At 61.5% G+C, this 17,437-nt stretch carries 16 protein-coding genes and 2 tRNA genes; 8 read left to right on the top strand and 10 right to left on the bottom strand.

The window, feature by feature from the left end:
* Positions 1 to 303: 303 nt before the first annotated feature.
* Together pheA and FYK55_RS05840 are read left to right on the top strand one after the other, a co-directional pair.
* Positions 304 to 1,365 carry a prephenate dehydratase gene (gene pheA, locus FYK55_RS05845; RefSeq protein WP_150075459.1) on the top strand — a complete coding sequence of 354 codons (1,062 nt, stop codon included), beginning with the start codon at positions 304 to 306 and terminating at the stop codon, positions 1,363 to 1,365.
* 204 nt (positions 1,366 to 1,569) lie between these two features.
* Positions 1,570 to 2,328, top strand: coding sequence for a hypothetical protein (locus FYK55_RS05840; RefSeq protein ID WP_150075458.1), 759 nt, complete (start codon positions 1,570 to 1,572; stop codon positions 2,326 to 2,328).
* Positions 2,329 to 2,361: 33 nt separating this feature from the next.
* Here the strand turns inward: FYK55_RS05840 and FYK55_RS05835 are convergent, their stop codons facing one another.
* From FYK55_RS05835 to FYK55_RS05825, 3 genes are all read right to left on the bottom strand, one after another.
* Positions 2,362 to 3,396: a DUF1573 domain-containing protein gene (locus FYK55_RS05835; protein WP_235908454.1), complete on the bottom strand. Its 1,035-nt coding sequence runs from the start codon at positions 3,394 to 3,396 to the stop codon at positions 2,362 to 2,364.
* 218 nt (positions 3,397 to 3,614) lie between these two features.
* Entirely contained in the window at positions 3,615 to 4,280 is a 666-nt protein-coding gene (locus FYK55_RS05830) for a nucleoside triphosphate pyrophosphatase (RefSeq protein ID WP_150075838.1), read from the bottom strand.
* A gap of 174 nt (positions 4,281 to 4,454) precedes the next feature.
* A complete protein-coding gene (locus tag FYK55_RS05825; RefSeq protein ID WP_150075457.1) occupies positions 4,455 to 5,171 on the bottom strand; it encodes a DUF3467 domain-containing protein in 717 nt (238 codons plus the stop codon).
* 272 nt (positions 5,172 to 5,443) lie between these two features.
* Here FYK55_RS05825 and FYK55_RS05820 point away from each other — a divergent pair, with 272 nt between their 5' ends.
* From FYK55_RS05820 to FYK55_RS05810, 3 genes are read left to right on the top strand one after another with little or no spacing between them, the layout of a single operon-like run.
* Positions 5,444 to 5,836: a GntR family transcriptional regulator gene (locus tag FYK55_RS05820; protein WP_150075456.1), complete on the top strand. Its 393-nt coding sequence runs from the start codon at positions 5,444 to 5,446 to the stop codon at positions 5,834 to 5,836.
* On the top strand, positions 5,833 to 6,864 hold the full coding sequence (locus tag FYK55_RS05815; protein WP_150075455.1) for an ABC transporter ATP-binding protein: 1,032 nt from the start codon (positions 5,833 to 5,835) through the stop codon (positions 6,862 to 6,864). The genes FYK55_RS05820 and FYK55_RS05815 overlap by 4 nt, the downstream gene beginning before the upstream one ends.
* Positions 6,857 to 8,626, top strand: coding sequence for a hypothetical protein (locus tag FYK55_RS05810; RefSeq protein WP_150075454.1), 1,770 nt, complete (start codon positions 6,857 to 6,859; stop codon positions 8,624 to 8,626). Before FYK55_RS05815 ends, FYK55_RS05810 begins: the two co-directional genes overlap by 8 nt.
* A 339-nt stretch (positions 8,627 to 8,965) precedes the next feature.
* On the opposite strand, the gene FYK55_RS05805 is transcribed toward FYK55_RS05810, so the two are convergent.
* Together FYK55_RS05805 and FYK55_RS05800 are read right to left on the bottom strand one after the other, a co-directional pair.
* Positions 8,966 to 9,038, bottom strand: a tRNA-Lys gene (locus tag FYK55_RS05805).
* 172 nt (positions 9,039 to 9,210) lie between these two features.
* Positions 9,211 to 9,299, bottom strand: a tRNA-Ser gene (locus tag FYK55_RS05800).
* A 376-nt stretch (positions 9,300 to 9,675) separates the two neighbouring features.
* Between FYK55_RS05800 and FYK55_RS05795 the strand changes: the two genes are divergently transcribed.
* Positions 9,676 to 10,641 (top strand): FAD:protein FMN transferase, encoded by a 966-nt coding sequence (locus tag FYK55_RS05795; protein WP_150075453.1) that lies wholly within the window; start codon positions 9,676 to 9,678, stop codon positions 10,639 to 10,641.
* A 198-nt stretch (positions 10,642 to 10,839) separates the two neighbouring features.
* Positions 10,840 to 11,073: a hypothetical protein gene (locus FYK55_RS05790; RefSeq protein WP_150075452.1), complete on the top strand. Its 234-nt coding sequence runs from the start codon at positions 10,840 to 10,842 to the stop codon at positions 11,071 to 11,073.
* Positions 11,074 to 11,261: 188 nt separating this feature from the next.
* Here FYK55_RS05790 and FYK55_RS05785 read toward each other — a convergent pair whose 3' ends face one another.
* The 5 genes from FYK55_RS05785 to FYK55_RS05765 all read right to left on the bottom strand — a co-directional run bounded on the left by FYK55_RS05785 (position 11,262) and on the right by FYK55_RS05765 (position 15,580).
* Entirely contained in the window at positions 11,262 to 11,756 is a 495-nt protein-coding gene (locus FYK55_RS05785) for a low molecular weight protein-tyrosine-phosphatase (RefSeq protein ID WP_150075451.1), read from the bottom strand.
* Between the two features lie 308 nt (positions 11,757 to 12,064).
* Positions 12,065 to 12,934 (bottom strand): 1,4-dihydroxy-6-naphthoate synthase, encoded by an 870-nt coding sequence (locus FYK55_RS05780; RefSeq protein WP_150075450.1) that lies wholly within the window; start codon positions 12,932 to 12,934, stop codon positions 12,065 to 12,067.
* Entirely contained in the window at positions 12,931 to 13,599 is a 669-nt protein-coding gene (mqnB, locus tag FYK55_RS05775; RefSeq protein ID WP_150075449.1) for a futalosine hydrolase, read from the bottom strand. The genes FYK55_RS05780 and mqnB overlap by 4 nt, the downstream gene beginning before the upstream one ends.
* Positions 13,600 to 13,720: 121 nt before the next feature.
* Positions 13,721 to 14,251, bottom strand: coding sequence for an NUDIX hydrolase (locus tag FYK55_RS05770; RefSeq protein ID WP_150075448.1), 531 nt, complete (start codon positions 14,249 to 14,251; stop codon positions 13,721 to 13,723).
* A gap of 99 nt (positions 14,252 to 14,350) precedes the next feature.
* Entirely contained in the window at positions 14,351 to 15,580 is a 1,230-nt protein-coding gene (locus FYK55_RS05765; RefSeq protein WP_150075447.1) for a lactate racemase domain-containing protein, read from the bottom strand.
* A 287-nt stretch (positions 15,581 to 15,867) separates the two neighbouring features.
* Here FYK55_RS05765 and FYK55_RS05760 point away from each other — a divergent pair, with 287 nt between their 5' ends.
* Complete coding sequence (locus tag FYK55_RS05760) at positions 15,868 to 17,340, top strand: hypothetical protein (protein WP_150075446.1); 1,473 nt, start codon at positions 15,868 to 15,870, stop codon at positions 17,338 to 17,340.
* The last annotated feature ends 97 nt before the right edge of the window (positions 17,341 to 17,437 follow it).

The following is a 17,437-nucleotide window of genomic DNA, read 5'->3' as shown; positions in this document are numbered from 1 at the left end:
GTGTCTATCCGACGGCATGACGGTTTTCGCTGTCGGCAACGTTCGGCCTGCAATGAGTTGGGTGACGCGTCCGATCCGGGAAGAGGTTGCTCGTGACTTCCATCAACCGGGGGTCGACGTGTTGCCGGGGGCAGTCAGAATACGTCCGGTCAGGTGCCGCTTGAGAACGCTGGGCGATCGGACGAATTCGCCAACGTCCGGCGCCAGGAGGCGAGCTGGCGACCGAGCACGCGGAGGAGCCTCAAGACAATGCTGGCGCCGACCCCGGACACACCCTCAACCAGTACTCAGGCACCCTTCAGCATGTCCGCTTCAAACCAACTGGACCAAATCGATCTGGAGTTGCTGAATTTGATCCAGCGTCGCGCGGATCTGGTGCGCGGACTTGCGGATTCCGGCATGACCTTTCAGGCCGGTCAAGAGAATGTTCGCTTGGATCAATTGCAGGATTCCGCCGGTCCAAAGGGTGCTGGAACGCCGGAAGCAAGTGAGTCGATGCGGCAGGTGTTGCGTCACATTGCCAGCCATTGTCGTCGGCAAATCGAAACGCACCGGATTGCGATCCTGGGACCCAAGTACAGTTACAGCCACCTGGCTGCGATCAAGTACTTCGGGGATGCGGCGGAATTCACACCGGTGGCCAACATCCCAGCGGTCTTTGACGCGGTCCACCGCGGCGATGCCGAAAGTGGGCTGGTGCCGGTGGAGAATAGTACCGACGGACGTGTCGTCGACACGCTGGGGATGTTTGTCCGTCGCCACATGCAAATCTGTGGTGAAGTATTGCTGCCGATCCACCACAACCTGCTCGCGAGCGGGACTCGCGAGCAGATTCGCGAAGTGCACAGCAAGCCGCAGGCGCTGTCGCAGTGCCGCGGCTGGCTGATGTCGCAACTTCCCTCCGCCACGTTGGTCGAAGTCGGCAGCACCACGGCGGCCGCGGAATCGGCGGCCGGCGACCCTACGATTGCGGCGGTGGCCAGCTTGCCCGCCGGTCGTGCCTACGGACTGAACGTCCTGAACGAAAACATCGAAGACAACCCGGACAACGTCACGCGGTTTGCCGTGCTGGGACGTCATGAAACTGCCCCCACTGGAAACGACAAGACGTCGCTGCTGTTTCAAATCGAGCATCAACCCGGCGCGCTGGCCACGGCAATGACGGTCTTTCGGGATGCCGAGTTGAACTTGACGTGGATCGAGTCTTTTCCGTCGCCAGGCAGTCGCAGCGAGTATCTGTTTTTCGTCGAACTGGCCGGCCACCGTGCCGATCCACAGGTGGCCGCCGCGATCGAAAAACTCGACTCCATGACGCGACGTCTGGAGGTGCTCGGTTCGTACCCGGTGGCCGTCTTGGAGGAGTGATTCAGGCGGCGCATCCATGCAGCCGCCGTTTCCAGACGGCAGAACGGTTGTCCATCACGTCGTCGATTTGCCCCGGCGCGTGAAACTCTGGTCTTTCGCTCTCCCGGCGGAATCGCTATCGGTAACCAAAGATGCCAATTTTTGCAGACGGATGATCGCGATCTGGCATTTCATTACCCGTTTGGTTGCATGGAGGATGGATCCGTGGCGCAAGTTGCCTGCAATGAGGATACCCGCGGAGAGGGGCGAGCCGCTTGGATGCAAGCGGCGACCGGCTACCCCGGACGGCTGACGGTGTACGGGCTGACGGCGATCGCCGTTTGTCACCTTTTGTTCGAACTGATCGGTCGAAATTCCGTCGACCAGATCGCCCATGAACAGGGGCTGGTCGAGAGGTCGCAGGTTGCCATGGCGGTGTTCACCTGCGTGGCATTTTTTTACGCCGCGGCAAAGTCGTCCACTGGTCGGACGGGATTGATTCTGTGCGCGTGCATGGTCGGGTACGCAGCAGCACGAGAGAGCGATGCCTGGTTTGAATCGGTTTTTTTTGACGATGCGTACAAGTACTTGGTCGGTCTGCCGCTGGGCGTGATCGCCCTGGTCGCCACGTACCTGGGGCGAAAGCGTGTTCTGCCCGAGTCGTTGGCGTTGGTGCCGACTCCGGCGTTGACGTTGTTCGCAATCGCGGGAATTTACTTGTGCAGTGTTTGCCAGGTGCTGGATCGACCGGATCTGTGGTCGGAGTTGGGCGCGGCCAAGGATGCACGCACGACCAAGGCGGCCGTGGAAGAGTTCGCCGAACTGTTTGGTTACTTGGTGCTGGCGTTTTCAGCGGTCGAAGTGTTGGTGATGTCGCGACGGGCATCCGGGGTTGCCGTCCGGACATTGCCGGCTCCCATTCCGGGAGAACCTTCGATCGACCGACTCGGACGTGAGATGCAGCAGGGTTCGAAGGCAGCGTGACGGGAAATCCACACGGTCCGCTGCCAGTTGGCGTCAACCTTCGACCGATCCGGTGACGACAGCGGTGACCGACTTGCCGCCGCCGAGCGTGGTTTCGATGCGGATCTCTTGGGCGATTCGATCCATTCCCGATTCGGCATTGAAACGCATTTTGACGAAATGCAGCTTCTTGTTGCCGTTGGGAAGATCGAATTCAAATCGCGCATCCGAACAGCGAACATCGGTGATCGAAAACGCCTCGTCACCCCGCACCAGCAGCCGTTTCTCGACCGTCGTGCCCGGCTTGGCAGTGCCCAAGCTGACCGCCGCCGGAGAAACGCTCAATGCAGGACGAATGCGGCCGTTGATCGACATCTCAGTGGTCGGGAAATCGCGATCGTTGCTGACCAGTGTCAAACGTTCACGGACGTCTCCTTCGGGCATCGTGTCCAGGATGTTCACCCGCATCCGATAGCGGACCATGCCGGCCGACGTGGTCGGCGGGCTCAATTGAACCTGCAGGTTGTCACAGTGGCTGCGGACGTCGGTGATCTTCCAGTTGCTGTTGCCGGTGTGGGTGATCATCACGTCTTGTTGCGTCCCCTGGCCCGGAGCGATTTCACCAAAGGCGACTTCGGGCGGGTCAAAGGTCACGTCCGTGCGAATGAAACCGCTGACCTTCAATTGCACTTCGGCGTAATAAGGTTTGTCAAAGACGACCGTGATCAGGGCCGACTTCTGGCCGATGAACGTGTCGGTGTTGAAGTGCGCGACCACGGAGGCCGATTCGTGCGTCTGCAGCGTGTCTTGAGTGACGCTTGGGGTCGTGCATCCGCAACTGGACCGAACCGCAGCAACGTGGACGGTTTCCTGGTACCGGTTTTGAAACTCAAAGTGGTATTCGCATTTCGTGCCGCGGCCGACGGTACGAAAATCATGTTCCTGCACCGAGAACATTTTGGCGGCCCAATTGTCCGCGGTGACCTGAGCCGTCGCCCGTGAAACCGGCGGCAAAAAGATCCAGGCAATCAGAAGGGCCCCGCACAGGATGTCTCGGCGAAGGCGGGGGCGCGGTGCGAGCTGGTTCATCACATCAAACCGTTCGTGAGAGTCGATGTCGGTTTTCGGCAAAATGAGCCCGCAAACTTTAACAAAACGTTCTGGGCTCTGTCTGAAAACCCGGTCCATTGGAATCCGTCCATTGGAATCGATGAGCCGTCGGTCGCTAGCATCGGGGCCCGATCTGCCGAGCTGTCGATGCGTCGACCCGATACGAGCGAGTCTGGCTTGAGGTTCTCAGACAGAACCTAGCGCGAAGCAGGCGAGCCGGGTCCGGTCGTATCAATGGTTTCGGCCGATGAACTGAAATTTTCCAGTAATTCTTTTAGTCGCTCCATCGGCAGTCCCACCACGTTGCTCTCGCTGCCACCATCGACGACGGCGATCCAGTCGTTGCCGTCCTGGTAGCCGAACCCGCCCGCCTTGCCGTCCCACAAATGGGTCGCCAAATAGTCTCGGATCATGGCGGGGTCTAATGGTTGCATTTGCAGCTCGGTACGCACCACGTCCACGATGCAGCGTGAATCGGGGGACGACCACAGGCAGACTCCCGTGTAGACGTCGTGGCGGCGGCCGCTGAGCAAAGCAAGCATTTCGGCCGCATGGGATTCGTCGGCCGGCTTGCCCAGGATTTGGCCGTTGCACGAGGCAACCGTGTCGGCGGCCAAGATCATCGCCGGCCGGTCGGCGTGACGGTATCGCGGCAGCACGCTTTCGGCTTTGCGATACGCGTATCGGGCCACCAGCTCCGGCGCGGTTTCGCGGCTGCAAACGCCGCATTCGGCATCATCGCTGGCCGGGTCGATGGTGAAAGTGTATCCGGCGGCGCGGAGCAGTTGGGCTCGCCGCGGGGAACCACTGGCAAGCACCAACGGCAGCCCCTCGGGGACGTCGGTTTTGACAAGTCCCTCCATCAGCGGCAGGTGGTCTGAAATAGCCATCAAACGATTCAAATACCTGAAGTCAAAAGTAGCGGTTGCCCGGGGAGAAGGTTCCAGGCCTTCGCCAGTGGAGCAACCTGCTGGACCGATCAAGCCCAGCGCCAGGCGGCGGTGGCGAGCCAAGGAAGGAGTTACCTATCGCCGGAATCAGCCCCCCGTGGGCCGAGGTCCATGGTCGCCCTCGTCGAACGACTGATTCGGGTCGTCATCGTCAGGCGCGTTGCCGGAGTCACCGTCTTGTTCCTGGGGAGACGACGGAGGAGGAAAGTTTTCCCCGCTCGGCGGTTGCGAGGGGCCGGCCTGACGTCGCTGTTCCAACTGCTTGACGGCACCCTTGAGCGATTCAAGCAGCCGCGGCACTTGCCCGGCCGCCACGAAGACGCGGCAACTGACTGCGGACTGCGGAAAAAAACTGGTCAGAAAGTCCAAACCGAATTCGGTGGCCCCATGGCCGATCATCACCCCGTTGGCGTACGTCCCGCTCATCACCTCATCGGGCATTTTTAGATCGTCGTAGATCTCCTGGGGGCTTGGCCGCCGGGCGTCCGGATTGGGCGGTTGGGGCTGGGGCGTCACTGGATCGCCGAAGCGATTTCGGTACAGATCCAAGTTTGTGTTCAACGCATCGATGAATTGCGGCATCACCGGATGCGGAATGATCACTCGAGCGGCCACGCGGTGGGGACGGCCGATCGTTTGCAGAAAATCGACGATGAATTCGGTCGGCCCGGTCATCACGATCGCACCGGTGCTGAACGTTCCGCCGGCAACATGGTCGGGAACGCGGGCCCGGAGCGCCGGCGCGGAGGGGGAATCGGGTTGGCCGCTTTCGGGCGGATCGGGCGTGGTGTCGTCGGCGGACATGGATTCGCAGGCGGCTCCGAGAGCAGGAAGGGGGAAACTGGCCTGGTTGCGTTGCCTTGAAGGTCGACTCCGGGATGACCCGTCATGATCTCCGGGCGCCGGTCCGCGGCCAGATTGAGAACCTGCAGTCTAAAACTCGCCGCGCCCGGCCGATACCCGCCATCTCGCGACGTGGGGGCCCCGTTTGCCCGGGGGCCGTTCGCCCGGGGCCGGAATCACCATTGACAGGTGCCGGTCGGGTTGTATTATTGAATTAATACAAAGGCGCAAGCATGTTGATTCAAATCCAATCCGGCAGCGGACCGATCTACCAGCAGATCGTCGACCAGATCCGCTTTCGCATCGTCGCCGGCCAGCTGCGCAGCGGCGAGGAATTGCCGACCATCCGCGGATTGGCCGAGTCGCTTCAGGTCAATCCAAACACCATCGCCCGCGCCTACCGAGAGCTGGAACACGAAGGCCTGGTGGAGAAGCGACGCACGACCGGCACGTTCGTGTCAGAGAATTCCGGCAGCAAGAGTCCTGCCAGGCGACGTCGGTTGTTGACCCCCGAGATCGACAAGCTGTTGATCCTGGCAGGCCATTTGGGCGTCGCAAAGGAAGAGCTGAATGAGTTGATTCAAACCCGTCAAAAAGTCATCGAGCGAAGGGGGAAGCAGCAATGAGCATTTCCAGCCAGGATTCATCGGACCACTTGGTTGTTTCCTCCATCGATGCCGACGACGCGGAGCGATGGGCGGTCCAGGTGGAATCGCTTTCGCGGTCCTTCCGCGGCCAACCGGCTCTGTCGGACGTGACGTTGCAGGTTCCCCGCGGGGCGGTGTTTGGTCTGGTGGGTCTGAATGGTGCCGGGAAAACCACCCTGATTCGCCACCTGGTTGGCGCCTTGCGAGCGCTCCAGGGACGCGTGCGGGTGCTGGGGCAGGATCCGACGCTTTCGCCGGAACGATTGCTGCGCCGCGTCGGTTACATGGCGGAGGATGAAGCTTTGCCGACATGGATGTTGATCGAGGACCTGCTTTGCTGGTGCCGATCGGTGTATCCCGATTGGTCGGATGACTATGCGGCCGAGCTGTGTGACTTGTTCGAACTGTCGCCACGTTCGCGTTTGCGTTCGCTTTCGCGAGGCGGACGCGCGCGTGCTTCGCTATTGGCGGCGATCGGCCACCGGCCGGCCCTGTTGATCTTGGACGAACCGAGCAGCGGATTGGACCCGCTGGCGCGGGCCGACATCCTGGAAGCCATCATTCGCACCACGGCTGACGAAGGGCGAACCGTCATCTTTTCCAGCCACCTGCTGGATGAAATCGACCGGGTCTGTGACCAGATTGCGTTGATCCATCAAGGTCGCGTGTTGGAAACCATCGACGCCGATTCGTTGCCGCAGCGTTATGAGGAGCGGTGCTACCGGGCGAATCTTCCGACGCCGGAGGTGCCTCCGATCGAACACGCTTTCGGCGCCCGACGAAACGGGGCCGAATGGTCCGTCGTCGTGGACCGCCAACGTGGTGCGGGGGCCGAACCGGATTCGGAGCGGTGGACCATGATGAGCCGGCAACCGGTCACGCTGCAACGCTGGTTTGCCGGCCGCGTTCAGACGCCGCGGGCCGATTCCCTGCTCGCTTCGACGCCCTCGCCCGTTGGCGCATCCTCGGACGCATTCTCAGGCGGACAGGGGGGGATCGATGAATGAGACCTGGGCCTTGACCCGATTGTGCTGGCGGCGGTCGAGTGCGATCACCGTGCCGGCCCTCGGCTATTTCGTCATGCTGCATGCGCTCGCCTGGATCGTCGGCAGAACGCTTGGAGACCACGTGCAGATTCATCGCGACGTCCCGATCTGGATTGGCTTCGCTTCGCTGCCATTGATCGCACTGACGTTGGCCTTATTTGACCTGGGAAGTCAGTCTGAATTGACCGATCGCTCCAGCGCATACTGTTCCTGGCTGATGCGATCGCCGCTGCCGGCGTGGAAACTGGCCGCGGTGCCGATCGCCTTGAAGACACTCTGGGTGTTGGCGGTCGTTGGCGGATTTTCATTCACGGCGTGGCAATTGGGACGTCCGGTCCAACACTGGATCTTGTCCAGCGTCATCTTGGCGTCGCTGTTCATCTTCATCTGCGTCTACGCGTGGCGTCCTTTCCGTGGGACGTACACGCGGCTGATCTTGATGTTGATCTTCATTCTGCCCGCCCTTGGTTGGTTGGGGCTGTCGGCGACGGTTTTGTTCGACGCCGAGAATCCGCTGGAACGTTTCCCTCCTCTGCGAAACTTCGTCAATCTGGTTTTTCCGTTCGTCGTTGTTGGCGTGTACGCGCTTTCCGTCTTTCTGGCAATCCGCGCGGTCCAGTTGGCACGGTGCAACGCCGGGGGCATGCCGGGCGAATCGGTGATCGATGCCTGGTTGAATCGCGATCACACTCGTGCTGGTGGAACGCTTACGACCGCAGACAGCCAGCGTGGCACATCGGCGATTTCGGACCGATGGAAGATCGGTCCGGCCGCCGCATTGGTTCGGTACGACCTGTCCAAATTGACCGGTGCGGGGACGCGTCTGATGGCGGCCTACTGGTTGGCGGTCGTGCTCGGTTTTGGCTTGCTGGGGCCGGTCGATCTGGTGCGAATGCTGTGGAGCGGGTTGGCGTTGCTGTTTGCCACGAACTTGCTCGTCGAGTCGCTGATGTACAGTCGCGACCGATGCTTCCTCCCCAACCTGCTTCGGGTTTCGCCCCTCCCGACGTCCACGATCGTGTGGACGCGTCAGGCGGTGGCGTCATTGATTTGGCTGGTCTCGCTGCTGGGCGTTCCGGTCGTCTTGGCCCTGGGGTGGGCGACCGGGCGCGCCGAGGTGGTGTCCGACTGGAATCGCGCCCTGCAAACGCAGTTCGGAGATGCCGATGCCGGACGCGGCATCGCAGTGATTTGCTTTTTCCTGGTGTTGATCTTGGTCGTCCGTCAGACGACGTGGACCGTAGCGGCGATGTCGACTGACAACCTGCGTTATTTGCTGTACAGCGTGGTTGGAAAGTTCGCCGTCGCGTTCGTAGGCTTCAGCTGGTTTTTGTTTCATTTCATGCAATATCCCAGTTGGGACGCTTGGGCCCAATGGAGTTGGGAAACGATCGCGAGGATCCCAAGATTCTTGCCCTGGTTGCTGGGGATCAAGTTGATGATTGTTGGTGTCGCGACCCACCGGCTGATCGCCAGTGGACTGACGCGGACGTCAACTGTCGCGTGGATCCTGATCACGCTGGTTGCGTTGACACTGGCAATCGGCGCGGTGTCCTGGACGCAGTTCCCCAGCGAACGCGTGTTGCTGTGGCACTGCATCGCGGTCACCGCGATCCTCATGCCTGCCAGCCGGATTCTCGCGGCCCCGATCTGCCTTGCCGGCAACCGCCATCGCGGGGCGATTGAGCGTTTGTTCGGTCGGCGTCCGGGAACAGCGATGTAGCGACCGTCGCCAGACTGTCGCACACGCTCTGGCGAGCATGGCTACATCAGTGGGGCGTTCTCCAGCTACCCACCGATCCCAAAAGAATGCGACGGACACACCTCAACCGGGCCGCACCGCCGATGCGGAATACCCGTGCATCAAGACGTCGATGTAGCTACCGTCGCCAGACGGTGGCTCACGCTCTGGCGAGCATGGCTACGACAATGGGTCGTTCTTCAGCAAGACGCCGACTAGGAAAGAATACACAGGCCAACCGGCCCACACCGCGAATGCGGAAAGCCTCGAGGCCGCAGGGCGGCCGAGCGTGTGTTGGCCAAGAAGAAATGCCAACCGAAGTGAGAGTGCTGGGACTCGAACCCAGGACCATTCGATTAAAAGTCGAATGCTCTACCGACTGAGCTACACTCTCAAGGTGTCACCGAAGACTTCAGTGACATGGACTTGACCGGTAAAGACGATGGATCGTAACAACGCGACCGTCCGAAAACCAAGGACCTGGGGGGCGCTGCCGAAGCCAACATCGTGTCCCGAATCTCCCGTGGGCAGATCCCTGGATCGATCGTTCAATACCGACGATCAAGCGGAGCGGACAGGATTCGAACCTGCGGAACCAGTTTCCCGGTTCACCGATTTAGCAAACCGGCGCTTTCGACCACTCAGCCACCGCTCCGTACCCACCGCTTTTCGGTGACTCGGCGGGTCAAACTTGAGGCGAGATTGTGTTGCATGGACGCATTCTTGGCAACCCATCGAATCGGTCTCCCGGGAATGAAATCAGGGAGAAAGATTGGCGGCAACAGGTTCGCGGTGCGACCTTGAGCGACCGAGCCGGCCGGCGATCGCGGAAAAGGTCCGCAAGGAGTTCGCCGATGTCGTGGGTGGAAGCGCCCCGGGGGCCGGTCCGATGCCGGTTCCAGGGAAAGACCTGCCGCGATTGCCGATCTTCTCACCTGATTCGCGGGGCTCGGCCTCGCCGATGCAGTTGACGGCGCCCGCTACACTGGCGGCGTCAGCTCATACCGTCCCTCCCCCGGTGATTTTGCCCGATGCTCACGACCGTCACCCACCGCGCGATGGCGACCGAGTTTGCCGTGATTTTGGCCGAATCGGAAGCTCATCGGGTCGAAGCGGCGTTGGAATCGCTCGAATTGCTGGACCGGATCGAAGCCGATCTGAGCGTTTACGTGGCCGATAGCGAGATCTCTCGTGTCAATGCCCACGCCGCCGTCGAGCCGGTCGCCGTGTCGGCGGACACCTTCAATTTGCTTGAAACCAGCCAACGTTGGAGTGAGCGGTCCGGAGGCGCGTTCGACGTGACGGCCGGCCCGCTGGTTCGAGCTTGGGGCTTTACCCAGCGGAGGGGGAAGAAGCCTGGCGACGCGGAGATCCAGCAGGCTCGCGAGCGGGTCGGCTACCAGAAAATGCAGTTGGATGCCGACCAACGAACCGTCAGGTTTTCTTGTCCCGGAATGGAAGTGAATCTGGGAGCCATCGGGAAGGGGTTTGCGTTGGACCGTTTGACCGCCGAATTGAGACGCCGGGGATTGGGAAACTTTTTGATCCACGGCGGGGGCAGCAGCGTGATCGCCCATGGCGGCCAGAGCGCCGATCGACCGGGATGGGCCGTCGGAATCTCCCATCCCACCAAGCCGAAACGCCGATTGGCGGGCATCCGTTTGATTGATCAGGCTCTGTCCACCAGTGGGTCGGGAAAGCAGTACTTTCATCATCGCGGACGTCGCTACGGTCACGTGATCGACCCGCGAACGGGATATCCGGCGGGCGACGTGCTGTCGTTGACCGCCATCTGTGACAACGCCACCGATGCGGAGGCGTGCAGCACGTCCTATTTTGTGTGGGGGCTGGAAGAGATCCGCGCGGTGGCGGAGTCGGACCCCGATCTCCCAACATTGATCGCGGTGCGGGCGTTGGGGCGTCAGGACGGTGTGGAAGTCATCGCCATGGGCGACGTGGTGTGGGTGGATCCACCCGAACAGATTGCCGATCCATGACTTTTTCGGTCGGCCGCGATGGTTGTGCTGGTTTGAGGGACGTTGAAGGTCGACACTGTTTGGAAAAACCGGTGCGGCGAAAACTCGGTCCGGTGAAAACTCGGTGCGACCAAGAATCGGGCTGGACTTGTCGCCCCGCGACGGTTTAGAAGCCGTTCGCAATGAATTGATTCCGGTTCCCAGGGAAGGATTCCGTTGATGAATATGAACTTTTTCGAGTGGTTGCGTGACGGCGTGCGTCAGTCCGTGTTGTTGGGCGTCAGCGACGCCGTCGAGCAAATTGGCATGCCGGAGACCGACCAGGAGCTGCAGCCGGCATTAGCCACCTTGCTTGGAAATGACAGCAAACCCAAGTCGCGACGCAAGGGTTCCAACGCCGGCAGCCGCAAACGTTTGGGCAAATCCTTGAAGGACATGGACACCGACAAGTAACGGTGCCTGGAGATCGCTTCGTTGAGGCTGCGTCCAGAGGACGACGCAGCCGCTGGCTGGACCGCGACACTTTTCAATCAACAACGTTGTGATTTGCAGGGCAATGAGAGGCGTGGCGCTCGCCGCCGGTTGATTTGAGAAAACCCGCGGCTGGCGCCACGCGGCTCATGCGAAGTGATGCGGTTCCCCTAATCTTCGAATCCCATGTCGAAGATCTCTTCGCCGGCCAGCGTCTGCAAGATGATCGGGCAACCCTCTTCCAGCATGTCCAGCACTTCGTCAAAGCCGGCGTCGTCGCCGTAATACGGGTCCGGGACGTCATTGGGCCAATTGTCGTCCAAGTAGTCGCTGAAAATCCGGATGTGCGATGCCGGCTTCCCCGCCAGTTCCGTCAGGCGGTCGTAGTTTTGGTTGTCCATGGCCAGCACGAGATCAAACTTGCCGGGTTGTAAGTCCTCCCGGGTGACCTGCCTGGCCCGGCTGGTCAACTCGTAGCCACGAGCTTCCGCCGCGGCGCGCATTCGCCCGTCGGCCTTCTCACCGACGTGGTGGTCGTGCGTTCCGGCCGAATCGATTTCCACGTCCAGACCGAATTCCTCGGCAAAACGCTTCATCACAGCTTCTCCCGCGGCGGAGCGGCAGATGTTGCCCATGCAAACCAGGAGGACGCGTTTGGTTGCCATCAGAAAGCCAGTCAAAGGAATACGTTCGAAGAGGATTCAGTCGCCGGGAGCTCTAAATAGCCTATGCGATGAGCCGCGATCGGTTCAATGCTCGCCCAGTGGGCGTCCCGCGTGCCGGCACAAGTCACTTCGCCTTCGCGCGAGGAGGCCGTTCAGCTGTATTTCACCCTTCTTTCCAAGGAGGGCGAGCGCAGCGAGGGAGGATTGCCTCGCCTTTCGCCCGGGCGGATTGCTGTCGCCGCTTCGCGGCTGGAGTTTGAAGCAGTGCCCCGTTTCCAGCTGACTCACCATTCTGCTGCGACGATCGATCACACGGCGTCGGGCGCCGGGTGCGGCGGCAAAACTTGCACCCCGGGGGAATCGACGGGAAGCAATCCGACTTTTTGGGCTTTCTCACTCAACCGCTGCAGCGATCGAGCACCCTCCGGTCCCAAGTCGGTGGTCCAATCGTTGACGTACAAGCGGACGTGGTCCATCAACACTTCGTCATCGAATTCTTGCGCGTAGTGGCGCATGGTCGGCAAAGCCGCGTCGGGATTCGCCCGTGCAAATCTCAATGAGTCGGCGATCACACTTTGAACCGTCCAAAGGATGGAACTGGGAAGCGATCGGGATCCAACCAAGCCGCCAAGGGGTAGCGGGCATCCGGTTTCCTGCTCCCATCGAGTCCCCAAGTCTTCGACCAGGGCCAGGCCCTGCGACTGCCAAGTGAACCGGCCTTCGTGGATGCAAACGCCGAAGTCGGCTGTTTGATCGCGCAGTCGCGGCATGATGTCGGAAAACACGACCTGCTGCACCGTCGTGGTGTCGGGATGGAACAGACGAAACAGCAATGTCGCCGTGGTGTGTTTGCCGGGACAGAGCGTCAGTTGGTCGGGACCGGAGGGGAGTTCGTCGGGGCGAGCTGAAAGGAGCAGCGGTCCGACGCCGAACCCCAAGGCGGACCCACTGGGAAGCACCCAGATCGCGTCCGCCAAGTGCAGCGCCGCGTGAAAGCTGCATTTGGCCACATCAAATTGACCGCCGAATAAGCCTTTGTTCAGATCTTCGATGTCCAGCAACTGCACCTGAAAATCAAGACCGCGCCAATCGACCAGCCGATTGAGCAAAGCGTGAAAGGCAAACGTGTCATTGGGGCAGGTGGAAATTCCCAGCCGGATCGTTCGATGATTACTCATGGTGACGTCACGAGGGGGGCGATGGTCTCCGCGACACGGTCGAGCGCCTGATCGATTTTCCAGTGCCCATGGTTGCGATCCCCCACCCAATTGGAGAACCCGCGGACCACGGTCAACGGGACGCCGGCCGCACGACATGCGAAAGCAACCGCAAAGCTTTCCATGTCTTCACCGAGGACTTGCGGGAACCGGTCGCGTCGCCAGCTTGATTCACGCTCGTTCGCCGAGGCGGAGCAGACGGTCAGTAAGGCCGGTCGCGGAAGGTCTGGTCGCGATGCGTTAATCGATTCGGCGGGCTGAGCGATCGGTGCCAGTGTCAGGGAAGTTGTCGACCGATCTTCGCTGAACCAGTTCCACCCCATCGCCACCGCATCGATAAAGGCGTCTCCTTGCCCCACGCCGATCCCATCGATCCAGACCGAGTCAAAGCAGGCCGCGTCCCCGAGCCGAAAGACCCCACCGGCCCGGTCGCGATACAGACCCGCGATGCCCGCCAGGATCACTCGGCTTGGGCGGTGGCGGCTGAGCTCCGCTGCAGCCGCGACGCCCGCGGCGATCACGCCAAAGCCGATCGTACAGCATCGCCACCGCGAGTCGTGGGTTGAGATGGCGTTGGCGATCCGTTCGCGTTCTCGGTCGGTGGGGACAAGGATCAGGTCGGGCAAGGTCGGCTGGCGATTCGGCTAGCGGTGCGGCGGAAAGGAGCAGGGATGCGACGGTTTCGGAGCAGCCGATGGCTGATCAGGCCGGACCCCGGAGCTCATCGGAGGTTCTCGGTGCCGGAACTCACCCCGCACCCGAATCCATCCAGAACTCGATGGCGCGTCGGTTGGAGGGGAACGCCATGTTGTCCAAGTACTGATCGGTCGGACGCACCCAGACGTAATCGTCCAGCTCGGCCGGTTCCAATTCGACCCGCCCAGGCTCACTGGCTCGGCAACAGTAAAAAAGGTCGATCACCGGTGAAACCACGCCCCGATAGTTGTACTCGTTCGGATAGGTCACCAGCAGTGACAACGAATCCAGTTCCAACCGCGTCTCTTCGTAGATCTCTCGATTCAGCGCTTGTTCGACCGTTTCGTCTTGGTCGACGAATCCGCCGGGGAGGCCCCACATTCCTTTGCCCGGGTCCCTGGCCCTGCGGACCAACAGCAGGCGGTCCTGGCCGTCGATGATCAATGCTCCAACCGCCGCGACCGGTCCGAAGAAGTGGGTGAACCCGCAATGCTGACACCGAAAGGGAACCTTGCCGGGTTCGGGCGCTTCGGCGGCGCAGCGCGGACAATGCTGGTACGCTTCTTCGATGCGAATGCTCATGCCGTCACTTGGCTGTCAGGATGGGGATGCCGTCGATTTCGCGAGTGGACGATTCGGGGGGCGGGCACTGATGGTAACAACTGGAGCGGCGGGTGTCGGTCACTGGCCACTGGCGAATTGTGCTGCCCTCAGCACGGCGCATGTGTCAAAACCTTGGCTCAGTTTGCTCAGCTGCTCGGCGTTTTCAATGACCCCCATTCCCAACGGTTCCACGGTTTCGCCGGGCAGTTCGCTGTGCAGCAGGACGCGATGCTGTCGGAGAATCTCCTGCAGGGTCAGCGCCATCGGTTCGCTGGCATCCCAGCGGGGCAGCGTTTGGGAAGGTTCGTCCTGGATGGCTTCGACCGCTTTGCGATCGGTGCGCGGCAGTCCTTCCGGATCGTCGTCCATGGTCAGCAACGCACCGCTGGGGACTTGCCGGAGCGACGACCAAATCACGATGGTTCCTTCCGGCTCCGCGTGTTCTTTGGCAGCCTTCGCGGCGCGGACCACGTTTTCCCAAGTCTGTTGTTGCTGGTCGCCGTCCAGCGCCGCGATGACCAGAGCGGCCGGCGGGGGCACCGGATCGGGATGACCCAGCTGCGGTGAAATTCGCTGGGCCAGTGATTCCGTGGTGCCCGCGCGGATTTCCCCCGCCTGTCCTTGGGAATTGGCGGTGACGGCCAAGATCAGCTGGACTCCCAGCAGCCAGGGGACTTCCTGAGCGATGGTGTTGCCAGATTTCATGGCGGTCCGATTCGCCTCCCCCGCCTGCACTTTCTGGAAGAATCGCAAACGCGTGGCGGAATCCGAGAGCGAGGGAAACACGCCGGTCAAATCTCGGCGATCGGCAACCTCCGAAGGACGCACGGCGATGATCGGCAGCACCAGATCCGCTTCCACCAGGGCGCGATTCAGGTAGATCGGGTCGGCGTTCACGTCGGCAGCCAGGTAGCAAAGTGTCTGCCGCATATCGCATTGATGACGCGTCACCAGCGAACCACCCGCGGACTTTTCAATCTTGTCCAGCGTCTCGTTGGTCGCCTCGTCCCAAACCACGATTTCGATCTGCTCCGCGGCGGTATCGCGCAGGGCCGTCAAAACGCCTTCGAGCACCGCGTCGATCTGGGGGACGTTCGGGTCGACGGCAATCGCCACGCGGTCGCCCGGCACGATGGCCGAGCCCAGTGGCGGAAAATCATCGGGCGCGGACAACGCCGCGATGGTTTCGTCCACCACGTTCTGGCTGGTCTGGTCGGTCGACGCGTGGAATTCCCACACCGTGCCGGAAGCTAAATCAAACGTGCGCGTGTCGAACCGAACGTTTTCGGGAAATTCTCGCGAAGCCATCTTGGAGTCGTTTGGGTGGATTTCTGGGGGCGGCGCGGCCACCGCGATTGACGCGGCACGCAAAACCGACGTGGGACGGCAGACCAAAACTGTCTGTGCGCGGTTATCCCGATTCGGCTAAAAAAACGCAACCGGACGGGGGCCGTTAGCTGATGGAAAACGTTGGACGCCTTTCCGTCCTTCGCCTGTTCCAACCCGTCGCCCCGGCCGAGCGACGGCCTCCATTACCAGCGGTCCGCGAAAGTCTCCCGACGGTCCGCCGCCTTCCCACTGCCTTCACGGATCGAATGAAACGCTTTTTTCGCATGTCGCTCGGGCCCGGGGGGCTGCTGCGATCGGCGATCACGTTGACGCTCGCTTTGCCGCTGACGATTGGCGTCTATGGCTGTGGGAGCTCCAGCGACCGATCGCCGTCTTCCAACCCGGCTTCGATCCAGACCCCGGCCGCGGCGTTGCCAGAGGTTGCTGCCGCGGATTACCTGCGTCAGGTGTTGACGCGGTACCGCAACACCCGCGCCTACCAGGATCAAGGCGAAGTTCGACTGCGGGTGCAGAAAGATGATCGGCTGGAACGCCGCACCGCGCCGATGCAGGTGGCCCTTCAGGGATCGACAATTTGGGTCGCAGCTTACGATGCCCGATTGTGGTCGGACACGGAAATGACCCTCGGCTGGATCGCGGACGAACAGACCGATTTGCACGATGGCCAAGTGGTTGTCGGAGCCCCTGCCAGCCAACGTGGTGACCAGAATCGTCCCACGTTGGACTACCTGCTGAAAGATCCGCTCTTGTCAGCGCGAATGGTTGCCGGGTTGGGCGGACCGCCGCCGCAGCTGGAGTGGCTGCTCGATCCGGATCCGATGGCGAAGCTGTTCGGCGACGCCCAGGCGGGCGGGGAGCGTACGATTGAGTACGAGTCCATGCAGCGACGCGATGGAATCGATCAAGTAGTGATTCGCGCGGTTGCTGACCGCGATGTGTACCGATTTTGGATTGATCGAAAACGGTCTCTGGTGCGGAGTGTCGATCTGCCGGTTTCGATGGCCGGCCAGCAGGTCCAGCTGGATGGGTGGAAGGTGCGTTCACTGGAATTGCGGTTGCGCGAAGCGACCTTCGATCCGTCGACCGAGTTGGAATTCGATTCGATCGCCACTTCGTTTCCGCGATCGCCGCAGTACGTTGGGGCGCTGGTGCCGTTGCCCCCGCCGGAGCCATCATCGTTGATCGGAGGACGGCTGAAACCGTTTGACGTGTCCGACCTGACCGGCCGCGTTCGTGTCACCCACCGGGGAATCGACCGGCAGATGACGCTGTTCTTTTGCGGGCAGTTCTCATCCGATTCCGACGCGGATGAAATGCAGGGTGACGCCCAGACGATGAACGCTCTTGCCGCACTTTCGCACTGGCAGACGCAATTGGGCGATCCGATGCAGCGGCAGCTGCGAATCGTCGCATTGGTCGATCGGGCAGGCGCCGAACGCTTACGCACATCGGGCCTGGTGCTGGTCCAAGATGACCGCGGGACGCTGGCCACCGACCTGGGGCTGCAGCCGGGCACATGTTGCCTGGTCGATGCGGACGCTCGGATCGTGTGGATCGGCGATCTCGCGACGCCGCTCGACGCCGTGACGGCTCAGGGTGTGTTGGCCGATTCGCTGGAAGGAATCGATGTGCCGCGGCAGATGCATCAGCAGTGGCGGGCCGACCGCGAGGCGTATCGGCAAAAACTGGACGCCGTCGGCGTCCCGGCGCCGCGTTAAATGGCGGAGGGATGTGAGCAAGTGGCGAGTCGAGTGCCAGTGGGCTGGCGGAGCCAGCGTGCAGTGCGTTCCCATGCGGGAGCCCGGGAACGAGAAA

The sequence above is a fragment of the Roseiconus nitratireducens genome, assembly GCF_008629675.1.
Lineage (GTDB): Bacteria > Planctomycetota > Planctomycetia > Pirellulales > Pirellulaceae > Stieleria > Stieleria nitratireducens.
This window is presented reverse-complemented; position numbering and strand designations above follow the sequence as displayed.